This is a genomic window from Sphaerisporangium melleum (assembly GCF_014646695.1).
GTDB lineage: Bacteria > Actinomycetota > Actinomycetes > Streptosporangiales > Streptosporangiaceae > Sphaerisporangium > Sphaerisporangium melleum.
On the sequence record NZ_BMNT01000005.1, the window covers coordinates 122,770 to 147,148 of the forward strand.

Genomic DNA, 24,379 nt, shown 5'->3' on the forward strand with positions numbered 1-24,379 from the left:
ACCCGCCCACCCCCTCCGGTCCGCAGAAGCCGCCGGCCCCCACGACCACTTCTCCCCGGCCCCCGAACCCACCGAGACCGCTTCGACGCTCTGAGCCGAGGCGGACGTCGCGAGACCGGCTGATCCCACGGCCATGACTGCGACGACCGCCGTCATGATCCCGGTCAGCCTGAACAGTGCGGGAAGTACGGTGCGCATGAGATTCCCCCTTCTTCGTGCGCGATCGATGCGCGATCGCTGCCCCAAAAGAGATAAGCCCCCCACCTTGCAGCCCACTTGATGCTGCTTGCCGACATAAGCCATCCAGCCGAAGACCTGCCGCCTGATCAGAAGGCAGCCGTAGTGCGGCGGCGCAAAGAAACCGGCGGACGCTCGTTCTGCGCTAGAAGCAGTACTTCGAGGACTGCTTCCGCTTGGCGCCATGTCCCCACATCACACTTACGCTACGTTACGACCCGTGTACATTGATGCGAGGGTTGAGGTGGCGGTGGACCGCCTGTCCCTGCCTTGCCCCACAAGAGTTCGAGTCCTCCCTCGCCCGAGCGCAGGGTCCCCCCGAGGTATGCGATGACCGTGCGACCAGAGCGCACGACGGGGGTGCGTGCCCGGGAGATGAACCTTTACCGTCGCTACTTCGATTTGGTCGCCAACGGGACGAAGACGATCGAGGTGCGGGTGCAGTACCCGAACCTGCGCAAGCTCAAGGCCGGCGACCAGATCCGATTCGTGTGCGGACGCGACGACGCCCTGACCCGGGTGAAGCGGGTCACTCGCTACACCTCGTTCGAGGAGATGCTGGACGCCGAGGGCCCCGAGCAAGTGAACCCGACCAGCCCCCGCGAGCAGCAGCTCGCCAACATCCGCCGCATCTACGGGCCCGAGAAGGAAGCACTCGGTGTCTTGGCGATCGAGATCGAGCTGATCGACGAAGCGGCCACCTGACCGGCCCTGTGCTCACAAGCGGTCACATGCGAGGGAGGGCCGCTGCGGCGCCGGACGCCGGTCAGGGGCGTTCGTCTTCTGGGTCTTCGCGGAGGACGCGGGCGGCTTCGCGGCAGCGGGCGAGGGCGGCGCGGGCGTAGGAGGGGGATGCCCCGGCCAGGCCGCACCGAGGGGTGAGCACCACCTGTTCGGCCAGCCGGGAGGGGGTGAAGCCGAGCCTTCCCCACAGTTCGAGCGCCGGCTTGGCGATCACGCCGATGTCCGGCAGCCGGGCGTCGGTGCCGGGGACGACGCCGAGGAACAGCGCGACGCCCGCCTCCAGGGCCTCACCGATGCGGTCTTCGTCCCGGCGGCGCAGCAGGCTCGCGTCCAGCGAGATCGCCCGCGCGCCCGCCGTGCGCAACGCCTCGATCGGTACGTCCGGCGCGCAGCAGTGCACGATCGTGAAGGTCTCGGCGGGCAGCACGGCGCCCAGCCGGTCGGCGGCGAGCGGGGCCTCGACGGCGGCGAGCCGTCCGAAGCCCGAGGCGGTCGGCACCGTGCCCGCCAGCACCCCGGGCAGGCCGGGCTCGTCCACCTGGAGCAGCACCTGCGCCCCTGGCACCCGTGCCCGTACGCTCGCCAGGTGGGTGGCGATGCCCTCGGCCAGCGATTCCGACAGGTCGCGCACGGCTCCGAGGTCGGCGAGGGTCTTGTCGCCGTGCCGCAGCTCGATGGCCGCCGCCAGGGTCCACGGCCCGCACACCTGGATCTTCAGCGGGCCCTCGTAGCCCTGCGTGACCTCCTCCAGCCCGTCCAGGTCGCGGGTGAGGTGGTCTCTGGCCCGCCGTATGTCGCGGCCGGGGCGATCGGTGATGCGCCAACCGGACGGCTGCACCTCCACCGGCATGTCGACCAGCAGCGACGCGGTACGCCCGATCATGTCGGCGCCCACGCCGCGGGCTGGCAGCTCCGGCAGGTACGGAAGATCGGGAAGCTCGCCGAACACCATGCGCAGCGTCTCGAGGTGGTCGTCGCCGGAGTGCGAGCCCACCCCCGTCGCGCTCGCCACACCCCACGGAAACTCGCTCACAACCGGCAAGCTTAGGACCGCCGGGACGGCGTTCGCCCCGGCCGCCCTACCGGCCCAGGACCCGGGTGACCCGGCCGCCGGCTCCTCGCATCGCCTCGCCCCGTACAGGACCGGTTTCACCGGTGCCGGCTCCGCGCCGGGCACCCCTTCCGGAGGATGTGATCGGGGCGCGGGATGATGGAGACATGAAGCTCACCAAGCACGGCCACGCGTGCGTCCGGCTGGAGAAGGACGGCTCGACCCTGGTGATCGACCCGGGCGGGCTCACCGAGGCGACGGCGCTCGACGGGGCGGACGCCGTGCTCATCACGCACGAGCACTTCGACCACCTGGACGCCGCGCGGCTGGCCGCCCTGCGTCCGGACGTGCAGATCTGGACCTGCGCCTCGGCGGCCGAGCACCTGTCCGGCCTGGGCAACAAGGTCAACGTGGTCGGCGAGGGCGACTCCTTCACCGCGGCCGGGTTCGAGGTGGGGGTCCTCGGCCGCGAGCACGCGCGGATCATCATGGACCTCCCCGTCGTGCAGAACATCGGCTTCCTGGTCGACGACGAACTGTTCCACCCCGGCGACGCCTTCACCGTGCCCGGCCGGCCGGTGGGCACCCTGCTCACCCCGACCAGCGGGCCGTGGCTGAAGGCCGCGGAGTTCGTGGACTACCTGCGGGAGGTCGCGCCGAGCCGCGCGTACTCCATCCACGACGGCCTGTACAACGAGGTCGGGCTCTCGCTCGTCGACAACTTCCTCAAGATGCGGGGCGATGCCCAGCAGGCGGACTTCCGCCGTCTGGCCCCGGGCGAAAGCGTCGAACTGCCCGGCTGACCTGGCAGGACCCGGCGCCCCGGCGATCGGACCGCCGGTCGAGCCGGTGATGCCCGTACGCGGCGAAAGTCGGGCAGGCCGAGGCCGGCGGCGTCAGGAGGACGAGGCGATGGTCGCCGAGCCGAGCACCACGTCGCCGTCGTACAGGACGGCCGCCTGGCCCGCGGCCACGCCGGTCGCCGGGGTGTCCAGCTCGATGTGCAGGACATCGCCGGACAGCTGCGCCCGGCAGTCGTACACCTCGCCGTGCGCGCGGAGCTGCACCTGGCAGGCCAGCGGCGCGCGCGGCTCGGTGACCGGGCCGTTCCAGACCGGCCGCTCGGCGGCGATCGAGGTGACCTGGAGCGACGAGCGGGGGCCCACCGTCACGGTGTTGGACACCGGCTCGATCGACAGGACGTAGCGGGGACGGCCGTCGGGTGTCGGCCGGTCGAGGTGCAGACCCTTGCGCTGGCCGACGGTGAAGCCGTACGCGCCGCCGTGGGTGCCGAGGACGGCGCCCGACTCGTCCACGATCGGCCCGCTCTCGGAGCCCAGCCGCTCGGCGAGGAACCCGCGGGTGTCGCCGTCGGCGATGAAGCAGATGTCGTGGCTGTCGGGCTTGTCGGCCACGGTGAGCCCGCGGGCGGCGGCCTCCTCGCGGACCTCGGCCTTCGTCGAGCCGCCCAGCGGGAAGATCGCGTGCGAGAGCTGCTCGCGGGTGAGCACGCCGAGGACGTACGACTGGTCCTTGCCGGAGTCGACACTGCGGCGCAGCACGCCGCCCTCCAGCCGCGCGTGATGGCCGGTCGCCACGGCGTCGAAGCCGAGCGCGAGCGCCCGGTCGAGCACGGCCTCGAACTTGATCTTCTCGTTGCAGCGCAGGCACGGGTTGGGAGTGCGCCCGGCGGCGTACTCGCTGACGAAGTCCTCGACGACGTCACGGTGGAAGCGTTCGGCCATGTCCCACACGTAGAACGGGATGCCGATCACATCGGCCGCGCGGCGGGCGTCCCGGGAGTCTTCCAGGGTGCAGCAGCCTCGCGCGCCGGTGCGGTAGGACTGGGGATTGGCGGACAGCGCCAGGTGGACGCCGGTCACGTCATGGCCGGCCTCGGCGATGCGAGCCGCGGCCACCGCGGAGTCGACGCCGCCGGACATGGCGGCAAGCACACGAAGACTCATAACACCATCGAGAGTACCGTCCGCCGCTCCCTCACCGCCCCTCCCCGTACACCGGCTCGCGTTCGCGTTCCCGTCGGACACCTGGGAGGATCCAGGGCCATGGGACTGTTCGCGCGGAAGGGGCGGGCGGCCGGGCCCGCCGAGGCGATCGCCGGTTTCTGGACGTGGTGGGCCGGTGCCCGGCCGGAGGTCGAGAGGCTGGTGGAGGCGGGCGACACCGACGCGCTGGCCGCCGAGCTCGGCCCGCGGGCCACCGCGCTGAGCCCCGAGCTGGCCTGGGACGTCACTCCCGGCCGGCGCGCGCTGTACGCCCTGATCGTCTCTTCGGCCGGTGACCCCGAGCTGCGGCCGCTGGCCCACCGCTGGGCGCTGGCCGCGCCGCCGGCCGACGCGCTGTGGGAGTTCCTGCCCTCCCGGCCGGCCCATTCGGACGCCGCGCGGCTCACCCTGCCGGTCGCGGGTCGCGACTTCGGGCTGGGCGAGCTGGTGCTCGGCCTGCGGATTCCGAACGGTACGCCGCGCATCGACATCTCCGCCTACCATCCGATCTTCCCGGACCTGGACGACGAGACGCGCATCGAGGCCACCCTGCTGGCCCTCGACTCGCTGCTCGGCGAGGACGAGGTCGCACGCTGGGCCGGCGACATCACCGCGGCGACCGCGCCGCCCATCGACGCCGTGGCCGCCGTCCACCTGCCGGCCGTGGTGGCCGACCTGGCCTCCGAGTACGGCCAGGAGCAGTGGGCCCTGCTGGAGGGCCGCACCGGCGAGGGGGCGCGCCTGGTGGCCGCGGCCCGTCATCCGTTGCGGCCGGTCGACCACCCCTTGCTGGACCAGCACATCGCGATCAGCCTGCCGTACGCCGTGTCCGACGCCGACGGCCTGCCGGACGGCGACTCCGCGGCGGCGCTCGGCGACTTCGAGCGTCGCCTGACCGGGCTGCTCGGCGAGGTGGGCGACGCCGCCCTGCTCACCGTGCACGTCAGTGCCGAGGGCGCCCGCGTCCTGCACGTCTACGCCGACCCCGCCGCCGAGGTCCCGGCCCGCGTCGAGCCGCTCGCCTCCGGCTGGACCGAGGGCGACGCCCACGTCGAGGTCGCCGACGACCCGGGCTGGATCGCCATCTCCCCTTTCCTGACCTGACGCTTCCCGGCAGCGACAAGGGTTCTTTTCAGCTCCGGCTTCGCCACCCCGGCGCCCCTCGTGCGCAGCACGTTCGCGTGCGCAACGTGACTCCTCGTACCGAACTGCGCGGCGACGGAGTAGTTACCTATCGAAGTCGCTCGATCACATGAGGTCCGGACCTCGCCACGGTACCCTGCTGCCCTGGTTAAGGCTACGCTTAATGACGGGAGGGTTCCTTGGCCTGGGAAGTGAAGGTCACAGATGAGTACGCCGCCTGGTTCAGGACGCTCCTCAAGGAGGATCTCGGCTCGGCGATACAGGTCGCCCAGGCCGTGGCCGCTCTCCGCGATGAGGGGCCGACGCTGGGCCGACCACTCGTCGACCGGCTCCATGGAAGCTCTCTGCACAACCTCAAGGAACTACGCCCGGGATCACGTGGGCGATCGGAGATCAGGATCATCTTCGCCTTCGACCCCACGCGGGCGGCACTGCTGTTACTGGGCGGTGACAAGGCGGGCAACTGGGAACGGTGGTACAAGGAGCACATCCCCTTGGCCGTGCGACTCTACCTCGACTACACAAGCGACGAAGAGGAGTGAACATGCCGAAAAGGACGCCGAGGGATTGGAGCGACCTGGAGCAGGAGTTGCACGAGGCCGGTGTCTCCCCTTCAGTGATCGAAGAGGGTGCCAAGAAGCTCCTCGCCGAGGCCCGCGGCCACCAACTCGCCGAGGCACGTAGGCAGCTCGGACTCAGACAGAAGGATGTCGCGACCATCATGGGCGTGAGCATCGCCCGCGTCTCGCAGATCGAGCACGGCGAGGTCACCTCCCTCGAGGTCCTCGCCCGCTACGTCGAGGCGCTCGGGGCCCGCCTGGACCTGGTCGTCGACTTCGGTGATCGGACGGTGCGCCTGCCGGTCAGCGAAGCGTCGCTGGATGCCGCCTGATTCAATCCGTCCCCGTCCCCGTCGCGCCCGGCCCTGCTCCCGGATTTCGGCGTCCGCGATCGAGGCGCACCGCACGCCTCGCCGTTCAAAGGTGCGCCGCGGCCTCTGACGGTCAGGCGGGGTGGGCGCGGAGGGCTTCGGCGATCCAGGTGTGGGCGATGGTGTCGGGGTGCGGCCAGGGGGTGCCCTGGATCTTGGCCACCAGCTCCCAGTGCCGGGTGGCCCGCGGGTCGTGCTCCTCGTACCCGCGCGACAGCCCGCGCCGGAACTCCGGCCCCGGGTCCGGAGCGCCGTACATGCCGGCCAGCAAGGTGACGACCTTGTCCACGATCGGTACGGCGGCGGCGGACTCCGGCGCGACGCCCTGCTCGATGGCCGCGAGCACGGTACGGGTGATCTCGCCGTTCGCCTCCCGCCAGCCCTCGAAACCGGCGCCGGCCTCCTCGTCCCGGTCGCGGCGTTCCCAGAAGCCCGAGTCGTCTTTGCGCAGCGACGCCCGGTAGTCCTCGTCCGCGAGCAGCTCCGCCAGTTCCAGCCAGGCGTCGAACTGCTCGATCGTCGGCTCGGCCGGGAGCTCGGGCACCATGGCCTTGCGCAGCTCGGTCAGCCACCGCTCGCGGGCGCGGTTGCCGCCGCCGACCTCGGCCACGAACGCGTCCATCAGCGCCTCACGTTCGGCGGCGCCGAGCCGGCCGAGGCTGTTCAGCCGGCGCAGGTCGGTCTCGCTGGGCCGGCCGCGCTCCAGTGTCGCGCGCAGCACGGCGCGGGTGCGCTGGAGCGCGGTGAGCTGGGTCTCCACGGCGCGGAGCTGGAGGGCCAGCACCTGCCGCAGGTCACGCTCGGCCAGGGTACGGATCGTCGCGAGGTTCACGCCCACCTCGCGAAGGGTGCGGATGAGCTCCAGCCGGGCCAGGTCCTCCTCCCCGTACAGGCGGTAGCCGGCGGCCGTACGGTCGCGCTCGGGCAGCACGCCGGCGTCCGAGTAGAACCGGATGGTCTTGACCGGCACTCCGGACAGCTTGGCGAGCTGCCCGATCGAGTAGCCGTCCTCCAGCGACGCCATGGTCTCCAGCTCCCGAAATCGCGTTGAGTCTCCAGTAACTGGACACTTTACCGTTTCGACCCTGGCGAAGCTCAAGATCACAAGAGTGGTGAAGATCCAGCTCAGCGTCGGCGAGGCCGGTCCGGCGACCGTTGGCGAGGATGACCCGGCACCGGCGGCGCGTCAGGATCGGCCGAGGGTTTCCCCGCCATCGACGGTGATGACCTGACCGGTGACGTAGTTGTTGGCCATGAGGAACAGAGCCGCTCCGGCAGCCTCCTCGGCGGTGCCGAAGCGGCCGAGAGGAGCGGTCGATCCGGCCGCGGCGATCGCGTCGTCGGAGTCCAGGCCCGGCAGCGAGCGCAGGAGCGGGGTGTCGATCCGGCCGAAGCGGACGGTGTTCACGCGCAGCCGCGCCGGGGCGAGTTCCACGGCGAGCGCCCTGGTGAGGGTCTCCACGGCGCCGGCGACCGAAAGCGGAGCGGCCATCCCGGGAAGGGGGCGGACCACGAGGGTGCCAGAGCTGAACGTGAGCGAGCCTCCGGCCGGAAGCCGGGTCGCCGCCGCCCGCGCGGCGGCGAAGGCCGCCCCGAGGCGGGAGTCGAAGGTCGCGCGAACGTCGCCCACCGACAGCTCGCTCACGGGGCCGGCGCCGCCGATGCCCCCCGCGGTGACGAGTACGTGATCGACGTGACCCGCCGCGTCGAAGGCCTCGGCGAGGGTCCGCTCGTCTCCGCCGTCACCGGCGATGCCCAGCACGGCGTCGCCGGGCCCGTCGGCCGGGTTCACGTTCCGTACCCGCGAGACGGCGGCCTTCAGCCGGTCGGCATCGCGGCCGACCAGCACGACCCGGGCGCCGACCGAACGCAGCAGGACGCCCGCCGCCAGCCCGATGCCCGAGGTGCCGCCGACGAGGACGGCGGTCGTACCGGAGAGGGCGCTCGACAGCGGCGAGTGCACGGGGATGGGAGTCGCAGTGGTGGCAGTGCTCAAGGGAGAGCCTTTCTCAAGAGACTAAACCATCTGGTTGTTTTATTACTGCCTCGATACTGACGCCTGGAGCACGCCGAGTCAACCCGATGGTTTAATTCGGCCATGCCCTACGACGCGGAGGACACCAGACGACGGATCTTCGACGCGGCCGCCGCCGAGTTCGCCGAGCGCGGCCTGGCGGGGGCGAGAGTCGACCGCATCGCGACGGCCGCCAAGGCCAACAAGCAGGCCATCTACCTCTACTACGGGAACAAGGAGAAGCTGTTCGCCGCCGTCCTGCGGGCGAAGCTGGAGGAGGTCCGCGACTCCGTCTCCATCGATCCCGACGCGGTGGCCGGGTCGGTGGGGCAGATCTTCGACTGGTACCGGGAGCATCCCGAGCTGATCCGGCTGCTGCTGTGGGAGGCGCTGGAGGCGGGCGACGAACCCGACGAGAGCGAACGGGAGCGCCGGGACGCCTTCCGGGAGAAGGTCTGCCATCTCGTGGGCGGGAGCCCGAGCCATCTCGCCGAGGACGCGCTCGTCCGCTCCGCGCAGGACCTGATGTTCACCATCATGGGACTGATCGCCTGGAACTTCGCGGTGCCCAATATGTGCCGCATGGTGCTGGACGAGGACACCGACCAGGCCGCCTGGGCCCGCCGCCGCGCGACGGTGATCGAAGCCGTCCGCAGGCTCACCACCCCCTCCCTCGCCTCAGAAGCGGAGGCTCGCCGTGACGCGCCTCGACACTGACCGGATCCGGGCGGCTCGCCGGGTGATCGACCCGGTCTTCCTCGACACCCCCCTGTACCGCTGCGACGCGCTGGAGCCCGCCCTCGGGTGCGCGGTGAGCATCAAGCTCGAAACCGCGAACCCGGTGCGCAGCTTCAAGGCCCGGGGCACCGAGCTGGTCGCGAGCCGGCTCGCCGGCACGAGCTCGCCGGCCGCGGTGTGCGCCAGCGCGGGCAATCTCGGCCAGGCCCTCGCCTGGTCCGGCCGCGGCCGGGGGCTCGACGTCACCGTCGTGGCCTCCCGCTTCGCGCCCGCGGCGAAGCTCGATCGCATCCGCGCGCTGGACGCCAGGCTGGAACTGGTGGACGGCGACTTCGACACGGCTCGCGAGCGAGCGGCGGCACTCGCCCGGTACGAGGGCATCCGGCTGGTCGAGGACAGCCTGGACATCGAGACCTGCGAGGGCGCGGCGACCATCGGCCTGGAACTGGTGGACTCCGCGCCGTCGTTCGACGCCGTCCTGATCGCACTCGGCGGCGGGGCGCTGGCCACTGGTGTGGGCCATGTGCTGAAGTCCTTCGCGCCCGGCGTCGAGGTCATCTGCGTACAGCCGCTCGGCGCGCCGGCGATGACGCGTTCCTGGCGGCAACGGCGCGTCGTCACCACCGACTCGACCGACACCATCGCCGACGGCGTCGCCGGCCGCCGTCCCATCCAGGCCGTCCTGGACGATCTCCTCCTGGTCGCCGACGACGCCGTCCTGGTGCAGGAGACGTCGATCATCGCCGGCATGCGACTGCTCCTCGAACACGCCGGCCTCGTCGTTGAACCGTCGGCCGCGCTCGGCATAGCGGCGATCCTCGAAGACCGCGACCGCTTCGCCGGCCGGCACGTGGTCACCATCATCTGCGGCGGCAACGTCGACCTGCCCGCCTACCACCGCTGGACCGGTGCTCCCCCCGTCCATGGTCCTTGACGGTCGCTTTCGAAAGACGTGCAGAGCCGGGCGTTATCCGGCCATTCGGCCATTGACAGGTGCCCAGACAGCAATCAATATGCGCTTGTACATCTCAATTCAGCACTCGCAAGCGGCTCGGCAGCGTGGCCGGGTGGAAGAAACCGGCCACATTCAGTGGACCGGGCCGACCTTAAGTCGAGTGGAGGCGGAGATTGGGCGGCCTTCGAATCGGAGCGCACGACCGGCGGCGGAGAGCGGCCGGGAAACCCAACGGACGACGCAGAAGACTCACCACGTTAACAGTGCTCACAGCCCTGATCTCCGGACTGTGCGTGACCGTGACACCGAGCGCCGCTCAGGCCGGCCAAATCGGCCCGCAGATTTCCTGCCCCACCGACCCCAATATCGTGTGGCGACTGACGTTCTACGGCCGCACCCCGTATTTGGAGGGATACCGGTACACCGCGATTTCCACCACCCCGACGTTCAACGTGAGTGACGCCCGGGTCGTGGACAACGCCCTTGACTCGCCGATCAATGCGACGTTCACCTCATCCCAGTCGCGCACCTGGCGGATCAGCGTCACGGTGGGCGTGACGGCCGAGCTGACGAGTTATCTGCAGACCAACGTCAGCACGCAGATCGTGCAGGAACGGACCACCGCCATCGGCGTGAACGCCAGCCTCGTCGTCCCCCCGCACAGCCGGGTGACCGGGCAGTACGGTGTGCAGGCGTACGACGTGGCCTACGACGCCCAGAAGTATTGGTCCTGGCCGGCCAACACCTCGAAACCGCGCGAGAAGTGCTGGGACCAGGGCACCCAGCGCGGCGCCACCAACGCTCCGACCGTCACCGAAGGCTGGCGCTTCATCGCGGGCTGACCGGAAACAGCGCAGCAGATGCGGAAGCCCTCATTGCAGAGGTGTCCTTGACCGCGATCCGGATTCTGCCGCACAGGACGGCGCAGGGCCCGGATCGGGGTGATCAGGTGGTGCTCTCCGCGGGGATGCGAGCCCGGACGAGGAAGCCGCCGCCTGGCCGGCGGGTCGCGCTGAACTCGCCGCCGAGCACGTGGATCCGTTCGCGCAGGCCGGCGAGGCCGCGTCCGCTCCCGCCGGGTGAGGCGGTGCGCGTCCCGGAGCCGTCGGTGCCGACCTCCACGGTGATCTCCGTCGCGTGGCGGTGCACGTGGACCACGGTACGGCTGCCGTGGGCGTACTTCAGGGCGTTCGTCAGGGCCTCCTGCACGACCCGGTAGGCCGCGATCTCGGCGCCGCCGGTCGTCTCCCGGGGGCCGCCCTCCTCGGTGAACTCCACCGGCTGGCCGGCCAGCCGGGTCTGCGTCACGAGTGCGTGCAGCTCCCCGACGGGCGGCAGCACCGGCTCGGTGCCGTGGTCGGGGTTGAGCAGGTCGAGCAGGTGCCGCAGGTCGGTGATGGCCCGCCGGCCGGTGTCGGTCACCGCGGTCAGGCTCTGGTCGAGGCGTTCCGGGACGGCGGCGAGGTACCGCGCCGCCTCGGCCTGCACGACCATCGCCGTCACGTGGTGGGTCACGACGTCGTGCAGCTCGCGGGCGATGCGGGTGCGTTCGGCGGCGCGGGTGGCCTCGGCGACGTGGCGGCGGCGTTCCGCCTCGGCGGCCCGCGAGAGCCGCAGCCACGAGCCGCCGCCCCACGCGACCACCAGCGTCAGGTAGAACGTGGTGAACCCGGAGACGCCCTCTGCGGATCCGAGCCGGTGAAGCGCGACCGACAGCGGCACGTACGCGACGGAACAGGCGATCATGACCGCGCGCCGGTGGCGTTCCAGATGGGCTCCGGCACTGAACAGTGCCACGGGCAGCGCGTTGCCCGCGAACGTGTGGTAGCCGCGGAGCTGGTCGACGGCGAAGCCGGCCGCCACCAGGGCGAGGCAGACGGCCGGCCACCGCCGGCGCACGGCCAGTGGCAGGCACTCCAGGGCGATGACCCCGATGGTCGCCGCGTCGAAAGGGCGGTCCGGCAGCTCGCCGACCTCCGTCCCGTGCCCGTCGAACGCCGGCACGAACGACAGTGCGGCGAACAGCAGCGCGAACGGAAGATCCTGGACCACGACGTCGCACCGGCGCCACAGGTCCGGGATGCGCCGGATTCCGATCACGGGACGAGCGTAGTGCCGGCGCCGGCCGGAGCGGAGCGGCGGCGACGGGGCACCACGGTGCCGCGCCTGCGGGCCAGCCGCATGAACAGCAGCGTCACCACCAGGCCGGCGATCACCGTCACCAGGCTCGCCTCGGGCCCGAAGTCGCCTCCGGTCAGCAGCGCCGGACCCGACGTCACGCCGTCGAGCAACCCCTCGGACCCGGTCTTGCCCGAGACGTCGGTACCGAAGATGCCGGCCTCGGTGTAGTTCCAGGCGAAGTGCAGGCCGATCGGCAGCCAGAGCGTGCGGGTGGCGGCGTAGGCGGCGGCGAGCATCCAGCCGGCCTCGATGCCGATGGCGAGCGCGCCCCACAGGGTGGCGTGCGGGTTGATGATGTGCATCAGGCCGAACACCAGGCCGGTCAGGACGAGCGCCCCCCAGGTGCCGAGGCGCTCCTCGATGATCCGGAACAGCACGCCGCGGAACATCACCTCCTCCGTCACGGCGGCCGCGGCCGTGACGCCGATCAGCGTCACCGCGCCGCCGGCCGAACCCCAGCCGTCCACCCGGTAGCCGCCGAACAGGGCGATCAGCGCGATGACGGCCCCGAACATCCCCGCACCGATCAGCGCCCCGCGGCCGAGGGAGCCGGCGGCTCCCGCCCTGGCCACCTCCAGGGGGTCGCGGCGCTCGGTCCACCGCACCACTTTCGCGTACGTCAGCAGGGTGAGCAGGGCCGTCGCGACGCCGGTGATCAGCGTGAGTAAAGGGCTCCCCTGCACCGCGCCCACCACCAGGCTGCCGAGGAAGGCCACCACCGCGACGGCCCCGAGTTGCTTCACCAGTCGCATGACGACTCCTTCGTGCGTTCCCGCGGCCGGATGCCGCGCGTTGCCGAGAACGCTATGAATTCGCGGCCCCGAAATCGTCACCACCCAGTGGACATCCGCCCGTAGCTCGCACGGGGGACAACCCGGCCCGGCCACCCGCTCTCCCGCGACGGCGAATGACGAATACCCTTAGTAAAGTTGTCGCAACACAAGGTAATGAGAGGTGGTAGAAGGTCTGTAGTACGGCTGATGGGGCCGCGGTTGAGCTTCAGCGGAGGGGGCGCCCGTGAGTACGGATTCGATCGATCCGCATGCCTCGGTGTGGCATCTGTACGGGGCCGTCATGCGGCACCTACGGGAGAGCAAGCGCAATCTCGGGCTGCGCCGGGCCGGGGAGATGATGTACACCGACTTCTCGAATCTGGCCAAATGGGAACGCGGTGAACGCGTTCCCCCGGCGGACATGGTCCAGCGCCTGGACCAGGTGTACGACGCCCGGGGCGTCCTGGCGGCCTTGTACAACGTGCTGGTCGACTTGAAAACCGCCACCGAATCAGCCCAGCGCTACGCGGGTAGAAACCTGGAAAACCCCGTATATGCCAACGGAGACGACGACATGGAACGTCGAGCCGCCCTCCACCTCCTCGCCGGACTCGGCACCCTCGGCACATTCGGCACCCTCGGCATCTCCACCGAACCCGTCCGCGAACTCCTCGACCTGGCCCTGGGCCACCCTCACCGGCCCCTGGAAGAGTGGGACGCCGCCTGCACCGATCACCTGTACGCCCTGCGCACCCGGCCACCGGCCCAGGTCGCCGCCGACCTGTTCATCGACCTGATGGAGGTGCGACGCCAACTCCAGGTCTCCACCCCGGCCGAGGTGACCGAGCTGCAGCGCGTCACCGCCGTGCTGGCGTCGATCCACGCCAACGCGCTGACCCGGCTGGGCGCCCACGGCTCCGCCATCCGCTGGTGGTACAGCTCACGCCAGGCCGCCGACGCCTCCGGAGACCTCGGACTTCAACTCCTCGTCCGCTCGGAGGAGACCGGCCACGGCCTCTACGGCCAGCGCGACCCGGAAACCATCCTGCGCATGGTCCGCAGCGCCCAGCAACTCATCGACAAGCCCCAACTCAAGCTGCTGACCACCGAGGCAAAAGCGCTGTCCATGCTCGGCAGACACGACGAAGCACTCAAGACGTTGAGTGCTCTGCACAGGGCCGCAGATCAAGGTGACGCCGACAGGTACGGCTTCTGGACCCCGAATCAGGTTCATTTCACCGATAGCTGGGTGTACGCCGGAGCGGGCGAGGAGTCCGCAGCCGACACGGCCCGGGAGAAAGTACTCAACTCCTCCCGCGACTACGTGTACCTCGTCAACGTGCAACTCCACGGTGCGCTGAGCACGGTCACCCGGGGCGGCATCGACGAGGGCCTGCGCCAGGCGGCCACGGCGATCGACGCGGTGGCCCCCGCCTACCGGAGCCAGCACATGATCGAAACCGCCAAGCTGGTGCTCCGCGCCGTCCCCCGCGACCAGCGCACCCGTCCCTCAGCGACCGAGTTCCGCGAACTCCTGGCCACCGCGCCTGCTCCGCAAGGCACCTGACATACGAAACCGTCATCTCGACGAAGGTGCCGGCCGACGCAACGCGCGCAATATCTGGAGCTCCGGCTCTTGGAGGCACGGCGATAATCACGCCCCCGCAGACACGCATCGCTATGCTGCCGTCACGGTTCGGATGTGCATACGTACCGTGACGGCAGCTCGCGCCTTGTTTCCACACCAGGCCCGGAGAAACGCATATGCATGACTTCCCGAACGACGCCGCCGATCATGCTGCTCTGATCTCCGCGCCCGCCGGACAGCAGATGAGTGACGAAATCATCGACTCCACCCTCCGCCGAATAGCGGAAGCGGTCCAGCAGCTCATCGTGCAGCAAGAGCAGGCGGAGCACCATTACGAGATGCTTCTGGAAGAGGGCGAACGCCGCATCACCCAACGAGCGGCGAGCCGAGACGATAGTCCGGGTGCATGGCGGGAGAGACTCATTGTTGATCCCCTCGGTTCGCTCCTCTCCGAGCGTGAACGCCTCGCCGCGCAGGCCGCGAAAGCTTCGCGCGAGAGCATGATGGAGTTCGCGGCCTGGTGGGCGGATGTAGCGGCCGGCGCCTTGATCTCCGCCTTACTCGGGGGTCGGCGGCTGACAGTGGGCCGTGTGGTGATGACCGACCCGCACGGCTTTATGGACCAGTCAGAAGTGGAGCAAGTGGCACCGCTGGACGATGGCCTACGGCAACTGATCGAGATGGCCGTGTGGATGGACGACGGCCTGCCGGCCGGAGCGCACGGGGGCGCCCCGCGCGCGGTCGGTGGGTTCGAGTTGGCGGAACGCTTCGGCATGATCGTGCGACGTCGCGACGACGGCAATCTGGTACTGATCGCTGACGGGTTTCCCGCAGCACGCCGGCGTCGCTTGTGGGGTGAGAACTGGATCCAGCATCGGATACCCGACCTGCCACCCACGTTCATTCTCCAGCAAGCGCTGACCCGCGTAGCGGCACCTCAGGAGGCGGCTACCGCCATCTTCGATGCCTGTTTCGCGCTGGATTTCACGATGGCCGCCGCTCACCACCGTGGAGTGCTGGAGAGCGAGCTGCATGTGGCCGATGCCGCCGGTGACAACGAGCGTGGCTCCCGGCTCGATGAAGCGATCAATCGCATCATCGATATCGAGTTCGAACTGCCGCACGCATTGACCGCCTACGCGCAGGCCCTTACCGACCACCTGCCCGCCGTACGTATGGCCGTTCAGGGCAGTACGACCAGCTCTCGAGGATCCGACTCATGACCTGATACTCCGGCCCCGATCACAGCTCGCCGCGGCGCCACGCCTCTTCTTCGGCGGCGAGCATTTCCAGGTCGAGAGGCTGAAGGTCGAGACCATTGATCCAGACTGAGCCCAGCGTGGCGAACTCGTGCAGGTTGTCCTCTGTGACCTCGCCGTGTACGTGGAACCAGGTGATCAGCGGCGCCGTGGCGGGCCGGTCGGCGTCACAGGAAGCGCAGAGCACCACGACGGAGTATCCGCGTACTTCGGCGCCACGACTGTTGGTCCAGCTGTTCGGGACCCGGACCGACAATATTCCTTCACCGTCACACCGCCCGCACTCGGGCGGTGTCTCCGAGAGGACGATTTCGACCGGGCCCGATTCACAATCAGGTCGATCTGTCACGGCACGACCAATGAGTTGGGTCCGAGGAGGACCTTGATGTCTCCCGCGAAGGTCCCACCGTTGATGTTCACCGCATAGTCGGGGAGCGCGACAAGGTTGATCTTCCGGTTGAGGCGCTCGACTCGCAGGTGGACCGGTGTTTCGCCCGGGTGCGTGGTCAGAATGCGCTTGAGCTCACTGACCAGTTCCTTGTTGATGCGTTCCTCACGGACGGCGATCACGACGGGTTCGCGGCCGCCGTCCTGGATCCCTGAGATGTCGATGAACGCGATCTCGGTGGCGTTGAAGGAGATGGTGGCGTCCTCGCCGTCACCGCGTGAGCGGATTCTGCCCGTGACGGAGACCACCAAGTCGGGCGCGAGATTGGTGCCGTACAGCTGGTAGGTCTGGGGGAAGCAGGGGACTTCGATCGAACCGTCGTAGTCCTCGATCTTGAGGATCGCCCAGACGTCACCTTTCTTGGTGACCTTCTTGTCGACGCCGGAGATGATGCCGGCGATGCGGACGTTGCCTCCGCCCGCCTGGCCGTCCAGCACTTGGGCGATGGTCAGGTCCCGGTTCCGCTCCAGGACGCGTTCCGCGCCGGTGAGCGGGTGATCGGAGACGTAGAGGCCCAGCATTTCCCGCTCGAAGGCGAGTTTGGTCTTCTTGGGCCATTCCCCGTCCGGGATGGGGATCTGGAAGACGTTCGCGGTCTCGTCGGTGTCGAAGGCACCGAACAGTGAGTCCTGGCCTTGCGCCTCCTTGCGCTTGACGTCGATCACCGCGTCCACGGCCTGTTCATGGACCTGGTACAGGCCCATGCGGCTGTGTCCGAGCTCGTCGAAGACTCCGGCCTTGATCAGTGATTCGATCGTCCTCTTGTTGCAGACGACCTGCGGGACCTTGTTCAAGAAATCGTTGAAGTCGGTGTAGGCGCCCTTCTTCGCGCGGGTGGTGATGATGGCGTCGATGGCGTTCTCGCCGACGTTCTGGATGGCGCCCAGCCCGAATCGGACGTCCTCCCCCACGGCGCTGAACCGCAGCCCGGACTCGTTGACGTCGGGCGGCAGGACCTTGAGTTTCATTCGCCGGCACTCGGCGAGGTACAGCGCCATCCGGTCCTTGTTGGTGCCGACCGAGGTGAGCAGGGCGGCCATGTACTCGGCCGGATAGTTGGCCTTGAGGTAGGCCGTCCAGTACGAGACGAGTCCGTAGCCGGCCGTGTGGGACTTGTTGAAGCCGTAGGAGCTGAACGGTTCAAGGACGTCCCAGACGGCCTTGGCGGCCTCCTTGGTATACCCCTTGTCGATCATGCCCTGGGAGAAGGTGGCCCATTGCTTGTCCATCTCCTCCTTCTTCTTCTTGCCCATCGCTCTGCGCAGGATGTCGGCGCCGCCGAGGGTGTAGCCGGCCAGTTGCTGGGCGATGGCCATGACCTGCTCCTGGTAGACCACCAGGTGGTAGGTCGTGCCGAGGATCGGGTCGAGGGCTTCCTTGAGCGTGGGGTGGATCGGCGTGATGTCCTGCGATCCGGCTTTCCGCAGCGCGTAGTTGGTGTGGGCGTTGGCGCCCATCGGGCCGGGTCGTCCAAGAGCCAGGACCGACGAGATGTCTTCGAACCGGGCGGGGGCGATCAGCTTCGTCAGGTCCCGCATCATCGAGGAGTCGAGCTGGAACACGCCGAGCGTCTCACCGCGGGCCAGCAGCTCGTAGGTCTTCTTGTCGTCGAGTGACAAGGTGAGCATGTCCAGGTCGAAGCCGCGGTTGGCTTTGATGTTCTGGACGGCGTCGCCGATGACGGTGAGGTTGCGCAAGCCGAGGAAGTCCATCTTCAGCGCGCCCATGTTCTCGGAACTGGGGCCGTCGAAGCCGGTGATGCGGGCGCCGTCGTCGGGACGCTGGAAGATCGGCATGACGTCGATCAGGGGCTGCGAGGACAGGATGACGCCCGCGGCGTGCACACCGGTGCCTCTGGTGAGCCCTTCGAGGCCGAGCGCGGTGTCGATGACCTGCTTGACGTCAGGATCTTCCTCGTACAGTTTCCGCAGCTCGGTCGCTTCGGGGTACCGCGGGTGCTTCTCGTCGAAGATGCCGGTGAGCGGGATCTCCTTGCCCATGACGGCCGGCGGAAAAGCTTTGGTGATCTTCTCGCCGACGGCGAAGGGGTAGCCGAGAACGCGGGCCGCGTCCTTGACCGCGGCCTTCGACTTGATCGTCATGTACGTGATGATCAGCGAGACGTTGTCCTCGCCGTACTTCTCGGTGACATAACGGATCATGTCACCGCGCCTGCGCTCGTCGAAGTCCAAGTCGACGTCCGGCATGGAGATGCGTTCGGGGTTGAGGAACCGCTCGAACAGCAGCGAGTGCTCGATGGGGTCGAGCTCGGTGATCCCGGTGACGTAGGCCACCATCGAGCCGGTAGCCGACCCTCGGCCCGGGCCGAGCCAGATGCCGTTGTCCCGGGCGTACTGGCAGATGTCGGCGACGACGAGGAAGTAGCCGGGGAACCCCATGCTCTCGATGACGCCGAGCTCGTAATCGATGCGCTCCATGACGTCGGCGGGCACGGGGTCGCCGTAGCGGCGGACCGCGCCGCGATGGGCTTCCTTGCGCAGCCAGCTCATCTCGGTCTCCCCTTCGGGGACCGGGAACTTGGCAGCCAGGTCGCGGTGAGCGAAAACCTCGTCGTAGGGTTCGACTCGCTCGGCGATCAGCAGAGTGTTCTTGCAGCCCTCGGCCCACATGTCGGAGCCCGGGTTCAGGGCCCACATCTCCTCTGCCGAGCGCACGTAGTAGCCGTTGCCGGAGAACCGGAACCGGTCGGGGTTGCTGAGCTGGGAGTTCGTTCCGACGCACAGCAGGGCGTCGTGGGCGGTGGCCTGGTCTTCGGTGACGTAGTGGCTGTCGTTGGTGACCAGGGGAGGAATGCCGAGGGCCTTGCCGATCCGGAGAAGATCTTCCCGGACCCCGGTCTCGATCGGGATTCCGCCGTGGTCCATGATCTCCAGGAAGTAGTTGTCCCGGCCGAAGATCTCCTGGTATTTGGCGGCGTGCTCCAGCGCCTTGTCGTACTGGCCGAGCCGCAGGCGGGTCTGGACCGCCCCGGACGGGCAGCCGGTGGTGGCGACGATCCCCTCGTGGTACTGCTCGAACAGCTCGTCGTCCATGCGCGGGTACTTCTTCATGTGGCCTTCGAGGGAGGCCAGCGAAGAGATCTTGAAAAGGTTGCGCAGCCCTTGGGCGTTCACGGCCCACATGGTCTTGTGCAAGTAGGTGCCGCTGGCCGACACGTCGCCGCCGAGCCCGGTGCGCTCGTCCGACTTGCGCTGGTGGGGTTCGCCCCAGAACACCGGCTTCTTGTAGTGGCGGGACTCGGGGCTGACGTAACCCTCGATCCCAATGATCGGCTTCACGCCGGCGGACTTCATCGACTTCTGGAACTCGTAGGCGCCGAACATGTTGCCGTGGTCGCTCATAGCGATCGCGGGCATGCCCAGCTCGGCCGCCCGCGCGGCCAGCTTGCCGATCTTCGCCGCACCGTCGAGCATCGAGTACTCAGTGTGAACGTGCAGGTGGACGAACGAATCAGCCATGGTGGATCTCTGGCCTTTCGTGCTGAGGGCGGGCGGAGACCAGAACTCTATCGAGAGCCGGCTGGGACTGGTGGAACCCGATCGCCGATTGTGATGACTGGGTTGAACGCCGGCCGAGACATGCGCGGGCCCCGCAGCCGCCGGCTGCGGGGCCCGCTCGGCTGGTCGGGGTCAGGCCAGGGGCGCCGTCAGCGGCACGGTGGTGGCGGTCCGCAGGGCGAAGTTGTCCTGCATCCCCTTGTCGCACGCGGTCTCGGGGGCGATGAGCCCCTTGCGGGTGGCTTCCATGAAGGTCTCGATGTCGGCCGGGTCGAGGCCGAGACCGAGACCGGGGCCCTCCAGCCGGAGGCTGGTGGCGGCTCTCTCGTTGGGCTGGGTCATGGTCATGGTGTACGTTCCTTCTCTCTGTAGGCCCGGTGGGTCACCGGGAGCAGGTGGCCACGGCCATGACTAGCTGCTGGCCGTGCTCGATCGGAACGACCGAATGGGTGAGCCAGCCGGGAGCGACCGTCAAAGCGCCCGCCATCGGCTTGACGAGGACCTGGCGACCCCAGGGGAGTCCCGGCATCGCGGTCAGGTCGCTGCCGGCGCGCGGGTCTGCCAGCGACAGGCACCCGGATTCGGCGGTCGAAGGGGCCGGGGTCGCGGCCAGACAGCACCAGCCGATGTAGGCGGAGGCATCGGCGGCGGCTGGAATGCCGTATCCCTCCCGCCAACCCTGGATGCGGACGGTCACCGCTGTGACCGGAGGCCCTGTGACAGTGCCGGCGAGGACGCTCATCCTTGCCAGAAAGACCTTCTCCAGTGCGGCCTGGTCGGTCAGGACGACATGGGCAGGCAGGTCCTCACAGATCGGCCCGGTTGCCGGCAGGCTCATGTCGTCGCGGGCGATGCCTCGCAGGTTGATCGCGTCCACGATGACCCTGGTTCCCCAGAGGAACTGGACTGGAGCGTCGTTCTGCGTCGCAATCAGCGAGGTCATCTCATCCCCGTCCAATCCTTGTCGTAGGCCACGTTCCAGGCGATACAGATACGTCGGCCACCGCCGGTGAGAGTCGCCTGGACCGAATGCGGCAGCCACCCCGGAAAGGCGACCATCCGTCCCGGCGTCGGTTCCACCCGGTACGTGCCCTCGGAGGCATCCCGGGCGATCGCGGCGGGACGGGGGTCGAGCAGTTGCAGATAACCGGCGTCACCCGTGCCACCTGCGTCACCCGACTCGACGTAGTACACCCCCGACCAGGCCGAGTCATGGTGAGTGTGAGGGCGCAGGCTCCCACCCTCGGCGTACACAACGGTCCACGCCTCGGCGATCACTTCTTGGGTGACCTCGCTTGCCGCGTCTCCGAGCACCGCGCGGGTGAGGGCGGACACCGCAGCCATGATCTGGCTCTTGAACCAGTCGATGGCCGGATGGCTCCAGGCCAGGATGTCCTGGTTGGCCTTGGTCGCCGAGATCACCCCGAAATTCGACGCCTCGGGGTCTGTCGTGGTGCGGCTGACGATGAGGTCACGCAGGACCTCGTTCTGCTCGGCGGCACCGGGGAGATCGGCGATGTACAGCGGGCTCCTCCACAGCGACATCGGCTTCACCGCTGTGTCGCTGCTGGGGAGTGCGGTGATGCTCATGTGGCCTCCTTCAGGTGACGGGCGACGGCACGCCCGAGGTCGGTCAGGTCGTCGGCGATCCGGTCGAGCACATGCAGGCATCCGGTTCGGTAGGCCGCCAGCTTCGCCAGACGGCCCGGCGGGGCGTCGCCCGCCGCCTCGTACAGGCGGATCAGGACGGTGGCTACATGGGCGGCCCCCAGGACCTCGGCCGGTGAGCGGTCGGCGGTCCCGGACGGTAGGGCGACCCGCCGCGCGGACGGCAACTCCAGCCGCCAGAGCTCTTCCAGCAGGTAGAGCCACTGATGGGACAGTTCGTGAACGACCTGCTCGCGCAACTCGATCGGAGTGGCGAACGCCTCTTCAGCGAGCAGAATGTGCTGCGGCCATGCCCGGGATGACGCGGAGATCGCCCCGTTCGCCGGGTACAGGCCGGCATACCGGATCGGCAGGGTAGTGAGCTGCGTCCAGGCGGGAACAAGTACTCCGATCTCCGCCAGTTTGGCTGCCACCTGTACTTTCTTCCCGGGTGTGAGGGGAATCGCGGGCATGGCCTGGCCTCCGGCCAGGAGCAGAGCACCGGACGGCCCGAGCCAGGTCTCGGCATGATGTTCTCCGATTCGACCGGTTCGTCCTTCGCGTTCCGCGGTGACGTGTCGGGCGGCTGCCACGGCGGCCAACAACCGCTTGGCGGTGAAACCCTCATCCACGAAAGGCAGCCCGTCCAGCAAAGTGAGGGGATCGGACAGGTCATAGATCTGCGTCATATGGAGGCCTCCAAGACCTCGGTGGCCGGTCGGCGGCCAGATGCCACTCGGGACACGCTCTCCGCGACCGGCATCCTCAGGAGTCGACTGTTGCGGTGGTCACGAGGCGGCCGGTTCCAAAGGTCTCTTGATCAGGTGCAGGTGAGATTCCATAGGCCTGCTGTCGATGCCGATGGCGGCCAGTCCCACGCCGGACCGGCGACCGATCTGCAGACATGGAAGCGGCCACTCGGCGTCCGGATCGGGAGTGAAGTAGACCTTGGGCGGAATGCGCATGCCGGCCAATATCTGCGGGCCGAGCGCGACTCCGTCGTAGGTGTCGTAGGCGAACCGCTCGTGGCCGATGTCGAAGTCGTGGATGACGGCCACGCCGGCGGCGATGGCGTCCAACTCCCGCGACAGCGGCCAGCCCGCGCCCCAGTGGGCATCAAGGAAGAACAGCGGCCGCTCATACCGCGAGCCGACCGCGGACACCATCTCCGGGGAATCGCCGCATTCGATGGTGGCGTTGCCGTGCCCGGCGAGACGATGCCGGGTGAACGAGGCGTATCGGGCGTCGATGTCGCAAGCGAACACCGGCAACTCGGGGTAACGCGAAGCCAGATACTCAGTCGTGTCACCGAGGAAACAGCCGGTCTCCACGATCGCGTCGCACGAATACCGGCACACCAGATCGTCCAGGAGGAGCGCCACGGTGATGTCGAAGCCGAGCGGTCCTCCGCCGTCCGACAAGCGCACCGCGCCGGCACGGGGCACCCGGTAGAAAACGCTGAAGGTGGCCGCGACCCGATCGCATGCCGTCACATCCATCAACCCCCTTGTGCACCCCGGTTACCAGCCCCTTCGAATTTGCCCTCGCCGCAGGCACGGCGGTAGTGGCAGGTGTTGCCCGCCTGGCCGGACGGCAGCCGTCAGGGCAACCGGACACCGCGTGCCCGGTTGCCCTGACAGGCGAGAACACTGCATCGTGGCGAGCAGGACGCAGCAAGGAGGTGCCGTGGAACACACTCGCCGATGCGCGAAGGACATCGCGGCGCGGCTGGCGGGCTCGCCCCCGCACGACATCGCCGCCGAAATCATCAGGTGCTGCGGAGTGCACGCTGTGAAGGCGTACCGCTTGGCGCATGGGTGGACGGTCAATGAAGCGCTTCAGGAACTGGAACGGTCGTCCCGAGCGGCCGGCCTTCCGAACCGTGGAACCGACGAGCGGACCTGGCGGCGCTGGGAGTCGACCGGCCGAGCCGACAACGACTACCAGGACCGTCTATCCCGCCTGTTCCATACCAACCCGGTCACGCTTGGATTCACCATCGACCACTCCCCCGTTGGGGGTGAGAACACGAATCGTCGAGATGTTCTTCGCTGGAGCGTCGCAGCGATCATCAGCCCAGTGGCAGCGGACGCCGAGCACATTGCTCGGGAATTGACCCGCGAGAGCGAGCGAACCGACATCGGATCGAGTACTTTGGACGGCTTACGTCATGCAATCAGCGACTACGGCCGCAATTACTCCTGTTACTCCGCTGAAGAGCTATGGCGGTCCGCTGCCGCCGACCGCTGGCGAGTTGTTGACCTTACGCAGCGCCGTATGACACTGCGCCAGCGCAAGGAGTTGTACGTCACCGCCGGCTGGCTGTCCGTGGTACTGGCCTGGGCCGCTCATGATCAAGGTGCCGATCAGGTCGCACTGGCTTACACCGCTGACGCCCGTCACCACGCGATGGAAGCGGACTGTGCTGAGGTCGTGGCATGGGCGCGGGATGCGGAGGCCACCATGTATTTCTACTCCGGCCGACCTCATGAAGCGCTCTACGCCGCCCAGCACGGGATGGCATTCGCTCCATCTGGAAGCGCAGCGCAAGTGCGACTGACCGGGCAACTGACACGCATCTACGCCCGCCTCGGTCGGGCAATGCCCGCCGAGCAAGCCCTCACCGAGTTGCGTCGGCATGCCGACCATCAGCCAGAGCACGCCAGCGGCCTGTTCTCGGCGGACGCGGTACGCATCGCCGCGATATCGGCCACGTCGCACCTATGGCTGGGTCACGATCAACAGGCCAAGGCGGACGCCGAGCGAGCGGTGAACGTGTACAAGCGCCTGTCCCCCTACGCATCGCCGACCCGACAGGCCATCACACTGCTGGATCTGGCTACCGCGTGCGCTCGCCTGGGCGACCCCGACGAGGCGGTCGTACACGGATCGGCCGCCGTATCAGCGAAACGCCACGCCGCGGCCATCATCACGCGTGCGCGTGTCATGCAAGGCGTCCTGGAGCGCACTTATCCCAGGTCGTCTGCCACGGAGTTGTTCAAGCAGAAAATCATGGAGATCGAGGGAGCCGACTGAGACAGCACGCAACCACCGCTCTCGAGGGTGCCCCCGGAGCAGGTGCCGGCGCGCCGTGCCTCCCCGCACCTGCTCGGCTTCGACCGCGACCATGGTCGTTGGCCTGCCTC

24 protein-coding genes are annotated in these 24,379 nt (G+C 68.6%); 11 read left to right on the plus strand and 13 right to left on the minus strand.

Annotation, left to right across the window (positions count from 1 at the left end):
• Positions 1-567: 567 nt before the first annotated feature.
• Positions 568-942: an ASCH domain-containing protein gene (locus tag IEY93_RS05880; protein ID WP_189161926.1), complete on the plus strand. Its 375-nt coding sequence runs from the start codon at positions 568-570 to the stop codon at positions 940-942.
• 61 nt (positions 943-1,003) lie between these two features.
• Here IEY93_RS05880 and IEY93_RS05885 read toward each other — a convergent pair whose 3' ends face one another.
• Positions 1,004-2,014 (minus strand): methionine synthase, encoded by a 1,011-nt coding sequence (locus IEY93_RS05885; protein WP_189161927.1) that lies wholly within the window; start codon positions 2,012-2,014, stop codon positions 1,004-1,006.
• Between the two features lie 185 nt (positions 2,015-2,199).
• Between IEY93_RS05885 and IEY93_RS05890 the strand changes: the two genes are divergently transcribed.
• Positions 2,200-2,835, plus strand: a complete 636-nt coding sequence (locus tag IEY93_RS05890; protein WP_189161928.1) for an MBL fold metallo-hydrolase — start codon at positions 2,200-2,202, stop codon at positions 2,833-2,835.
• A gap of 93 nt (positions 2,836-2,928) precedes the next feature.
• On the opposite strand, the gene mnmA is transcribed toward IEY93_RS05890, so the two are convergent.
• Complete coding sequence (mnmA, locus tag IEY93_RS05895) at positions 2,929-3,999, minus strand: tRNA 2-thiouridine(34) synthase MnmA (protein WP_189161929.1); 1,071 nt, start codon at positions 3,997-3,999, stop codon at positions 2,929-2,931.
• Positions 4,000-4,098: 99 nt separating this feature from the next.
• Here mnmA and IEY93_RS05900 point away from each other — a divergent pair, with 99 nt between their 5' ends.
• The 3 genes from IEY93_RS05900 to IEY93_RS05910 all read left to right on the plus strand — a co-directional run bounded on the left by IEY93_RS05900 (position 4,099) and on the right by IEY93_RS05910 (position 6,073).
• Positions 4,099-5,142 carry a DUF695 domain-containing protein gene (locus tag IEY93_RS05900; protein WP_189161930.1) on the plus strand — a complete coding sequence of 348 codons (1,044 nt, stop codon included), beginning with the start codon at positions 4,099-4,101 and terminating at the stop codon, positions 5,140-5,142.
• Positions 5,143-5,360: 218 nt separating this feature from the next.
• A complete protein-coding gene (locus IEY93_RS05905; RefSeq protein ID WP_189161931.1) occupies positions 5,361-5,723 on the plus strand; it encodes a type II toxin-antitoxin system RelE/ParE family toxin in 363 nt (120 codons plus the stop codon).
• A 2-nt stretch (positions 5,724-5,725) separates the two neighbouring features.
• Complete coding sequence (locus IEY93_RS05910) at positions 5,726-6,073, plus strand: helix-turn-helix domain-containing protein (protein ID WP_189161932.1); 348 nt, start codon at positions 5,726-5,728, stop codon at positions 6,071-6,073.
• A 112-nt stretch (positions 6,074-6,185) separates the two neighbouring features.
• On the opposite strand, the gene IEY93_RS05915 is transcribed toward IEY93_RS05910, so the two are convergent.
• Positions 6,186-7,136 carry a MerR family transcriptional regulator gene (locus IEY93_RS05915; protein ID WP_189161933.1) on the minus strand — a complete coding sequence of 317 codons (951 nt, stop codon included), beginning with the start codon at positions 7,134-7,136 and terminating at the stop codon, positions 6,186-6,188.
• Between the two features lie 162 nt (positions 7,137-7,298).
• Complete coding sequence (locus tag IEY93_RS05920; protein ID WP_229690896.1) at positions 7,299-8,108, minus strand: SDR family oxidoreductase; 810 nt, start codon at positions 8,106-8,108, stop codon at positions 7,299-7,301.
• A gap of 102 nt (positions 8,109-8,210) precedes the next feature.
• Here IEY93_RS05920 and IEY93_RS05925 point away from each other — a divergent pair, with 102 nt between their 5' ends.
• From IEY93_RS05925 to IEY93_RS05935, 3 genes are all read left to right on the plus strand, one after another.
• Entirely contained in the window at positions 8,211-8,843 is a 633-nt protein-coding gene (locus IEY93_RS05925) for a TetR/AcrR family transcriptional regulator (protein WP_189161934.1), read from the plus strand.
• The gene (locus IEY93_RS05930; RefSeq protein ID WP_189161935.1) at positions 8,824-9,798 is read left to right on the plus strand and encodes a threonine ammonia-lyase; all 975 of its coding nucleotides are present in this window, start codon (positions 8,824-8,826) and stop codon (positions 9,796-9,798) included. Before IEY93_RS05925 ends, IEY93_RS05930 begins: the two co-directional genes overlap by 20 nt.
• A gap of 284 nt (positions 9,799-10,082) precedes the next feature.
• Positions 10,083-10,661: a hypothetical protein gene (locus tag IEY93_RS05935; RefSeq protein ID WP_203968355.1), complete on the plus strand. Its 579-nt coding sequence runs from the start codon at positions 10,083-10,085 to the stop codon at positions 10,659-10,661.
• A gap of 103 nt (positions 10,662-10,764) precedes the next feature.
• Here IEY93_RS05935 and IEY93_RS05940 read toward each other — a convergent pair whose 3' ends face one another.
• Together IEY93_RS05940 and IEY93_RS05945 are read right to left on the minus strand one after the other, a co-directional pair.
• Entirely contained in the window at positions 10,765-11,919 is a 1,155-nt protein-coding gene (locus IEY93_RS05940) for a sensor histidine kinase (RefSeq protein ID WP_189161937.1), read from the minus strand.
• Entirely contained in the window at positions 11,916-12,752 is an 837-nt protein-coding gene (locus IEY93_RS05945) for a type II CAAX endopeptidase family protein (RefSeq protein ID WP_189161938.1), read from the minus strand. The genes IEY93_RS05940 and IEY93_RS05945 overlap by 4 nt, the downstream gene beginning before the upstream one ends.
• 265 nt (positions 12,753-13,017) lie before the next feature.
• On the opposite strand from IEY93_RS05945, the gene IEY93_RS05950 reads away from it, so the two are divergent.
• Together IEY93_RS05950 and IEY93_RS05955 are read left to right on the plus strand one after the other, a co-directional pair.
• A complete protein-coding gene (locus IEY93_RS05950; RefSeq protein ID WP_189161939.1) occupies positions 13,018-14,340 on the plus strand; it encodes a helix-turn-helix domain-containing protein in 1,323 nt (440 codons plus the stop codon).
• Positions 14,341-14,537: 197 nt separating this feature from the next.
• Positions 14,538-15,584 (plus strand): hypothetical protein, encoded by a 1,047-nt coding sequence (locus IEY93_RS05955; RefSeq protein ID WP_189161940.1) that lies wholly within the window; start codon positions 14,538-14,540, stop codon positions 15,582-15,584.
• A 19-nt stretch (positions 15,585-15,603) separates the two neighbouring features.
• Here the strand turns inward: IEY93_RS05955 and IEY93_RS05960 are convergent, their stop codons facing one another.
• The 7 genes from IEY93_RS05960 to IEY93_RS05990 all read right to left on the minus strand — a co-directional run bounded on the left by IEY93_RS05960 (position 15,604) and on the right by IEY93_RS05990 (position 22,732).
• The gene (locus tag IEY93_RS05960; protein WP_268241533.1) at positions 15,604-15,969 is read right to left on the minus strand and encodes a DUF6300 family protein; all 366 of its coding nucleotides are present in this window, start codon (positions 15,967-15,969) and stop codon (positions 15,604-15,606) included.
• Positions 15,966-19,547, minus strand: coding sequence for a DNA polymerase III subunit alpha (gene dnaE, locus IEY93_RS05965; RefSeq protein WP_189161942.1), 3,582 nt, complete (start codon positions 19,545-19,547; stop codon positions 15,966-15,968). Before dnaE ends, IEY93_RS05960 begins: the two co-directional genes overlap by 4 nt.
• Positions 19,548-19,718: 171 nt before the next feature.
• Positions 19,719-19,934 carry a hypothetical protein gene (locus IEY93_RS05970; protein ID WP_189161943.1) on the minus strand — a complete coding sequence of 72 codons (216 nt, stop codon included), beginning with the start codon at positions 19,932-19,934 and terminating at the stop codon, positions 19,719-19,721.
• A 34-nt stretch (positions 19,935-19,968) separates the two neighbouring features.
• A complete protein-coding gene (locus IEY93_RS05975) occupies positions 19,969-20,529 on the minus strand; it encodes a 2OG-Fe(II) oxygenase family protein (protein ID WP_189161944.1) in 561 nt (186 codons plus the stop codon).
• Positions 20,526-21,176 (minus strand): TIGR02466 family protein, encoded by a 651-nt coding sequence (locus tag IEY93_RS05980; protein WP_189161945.1) that lies wholly within the window; start codon positions 21,174-21,176, stop codon positions 20,526-20,528. Before IEY93_RS05980 ends, IEY93_RS05975 begins: the two co-directional genes overlap by 4 nt.
• Positions 21,173-21,922 carry an aKG-HExxH-type peptide beta-hydroxylase gene (locus IEY93_RS05985; RefSeq protein WP_189161946.1) on the minus strand — a complete coding sequence of 250 codons (750 nt, stop codon included), beginning with the start codon at positions 21,920-21,922 and terminating at the stop codon, positions 21,173-21,175. Before IEY93_RS05985 ends, IEY93_RS05980 begins: the two co-directional genes overlap by 4 nt.
• Before the next feature lie 99 nt (positions 21,923-22,021).
• Complete coding sequence (locus IEY93_RS05990; protein ID WP_189161947.1) at positions 22,022-22,732, minus strand: hypothetical protein; 711 nt, start codon at positions 22,730-22,732, stop codon at positions 22,022-22,024.
• 187 nt (positions 22,733-22,919) lie between these two features.
• On the opposite strand from IEY93_RS05990, the gene IEY93_RS05995 reads away from it, so the two are divergent.
• Entirely contained in the window at positions 22,920-24,269 is a 1,350-nt protein-coding gene (locus IEY93_RS05995) for an NsdA family TPR-like regulatory protein (protein WP_189161948.1), read from the plus strand.
• Positions 24,270-24,379: the final 110 nt, after the last annotated feature.

Excerpts from the sequence above, each read along its gene's own strand:
- IEY93_RS05980 (WP_189161945.1), bottom strand. The coding sequence starts at position 21,176 with ATGAGCATCACCGCACTCCCCAGCAGCGACACAGCGGTGAAGCCGATG.
- IEY93_RS05890 (WP_189161928.1), top strand. The coding sequence starts at position 2,200 with ATGAAGCTCACCAAGCACGGCCACGCGTGCGTCCGGCTGGAGAAGGAC.
- IEY93_RS05915 (WP_189161933.1), bottom strand. The coding sequence starts at position 7,136 with ATGGCGTCGCTGGAGGACGGCTACTCGATCGGGCAGCTCGCCAAGCTG.
- IEY93_RS05955 (WP_189161940.1), top strand. The coding sequence starts at position 14,538 with ATGCATGACTTCCCGAACGACGCCGCCGATCATGCTGCTCTGATCTCC.
- IEY93_RS05970 (WP_189161943.1), bottom strand. The coding sequence starts at position 19,934 with ATGACCATGACCCAGCCCAACGAGAGAGCCGCCACCAGCCTCCGGCTG.
- IEY93_RS05925 (WP_189161934.1), top strand. The coding sequence starts at position 8,211 with ATGCCCTACGACGCGGAGGACACCAGACGACGGATCTTCGACGCGGCC.
- IEY93_RS05900 (WP_189161930.1), top strand. The coding sequence starts at position 4,099 with ATGGGACTGTTCGCGCGGAAGGGGCGGGCGGCCGGGCCCGCCGAGGCG.
- IEY93_RS05910 (WP_189161932.1), top strand. The coding sequence starts at position 5,726 with ATGCCGAAAAGGACGCCGAGGGATTGGAGCGACCTGGAGCAGGAGTTG.
- IEY93_RS05985 (WP_189161946.1), bottom strand. The coding sequence starts at position 21,922 with ATGACGCAGATCTATGACCTGTCCGATCCCCTCACTTTGCTGGACGGG.
- IEY93_RS05880 (WP_189161926.1), top strand. The coding sequence starts at position 568 with ATGACCGTGCGACCAGAGCGCACGACGGGGGTGCGTGCCCGGGAGATG.
- mnmA (WP_189161929.1), bottom strand. The coding sequence starts at position 3,999 with ATGAGTCTTCGTGTGCTTGCCGCCATGTCCGGCGGCGTCGACTCCGCG.
- IEY93_RS05945 (WP_189161938.1), bottom strand. The coding sequence starts at position 12,752 with ATGCGACTGGTGAAGCAACTCGGGGCCGTCGCGGTGGTGGCCTTCCTC.
- IEY93_RS05990 (WP_189161947.1), bottom strand. The coding sequence starts at position 22,732 with ATGGATGTGACGGCATGCGATCGGGTCGCGGCCACCTTCAGCGTTTTC.
- dnaE (WP_189161942.1), bottom strand. The coding sequence starts at position 19,547 with ATGGCTGATTCGTTCGTCCACCTGCACGTTCACACTGAGTACTCGATG.
- IEY93_RS05975 (WP_189161944.1), bottom strand. The coding sequence starts at position 20,529 with ATGACCTCGCTGATTGCGACGCAGAACGACGCTCCAGTCCAGTTCCTC.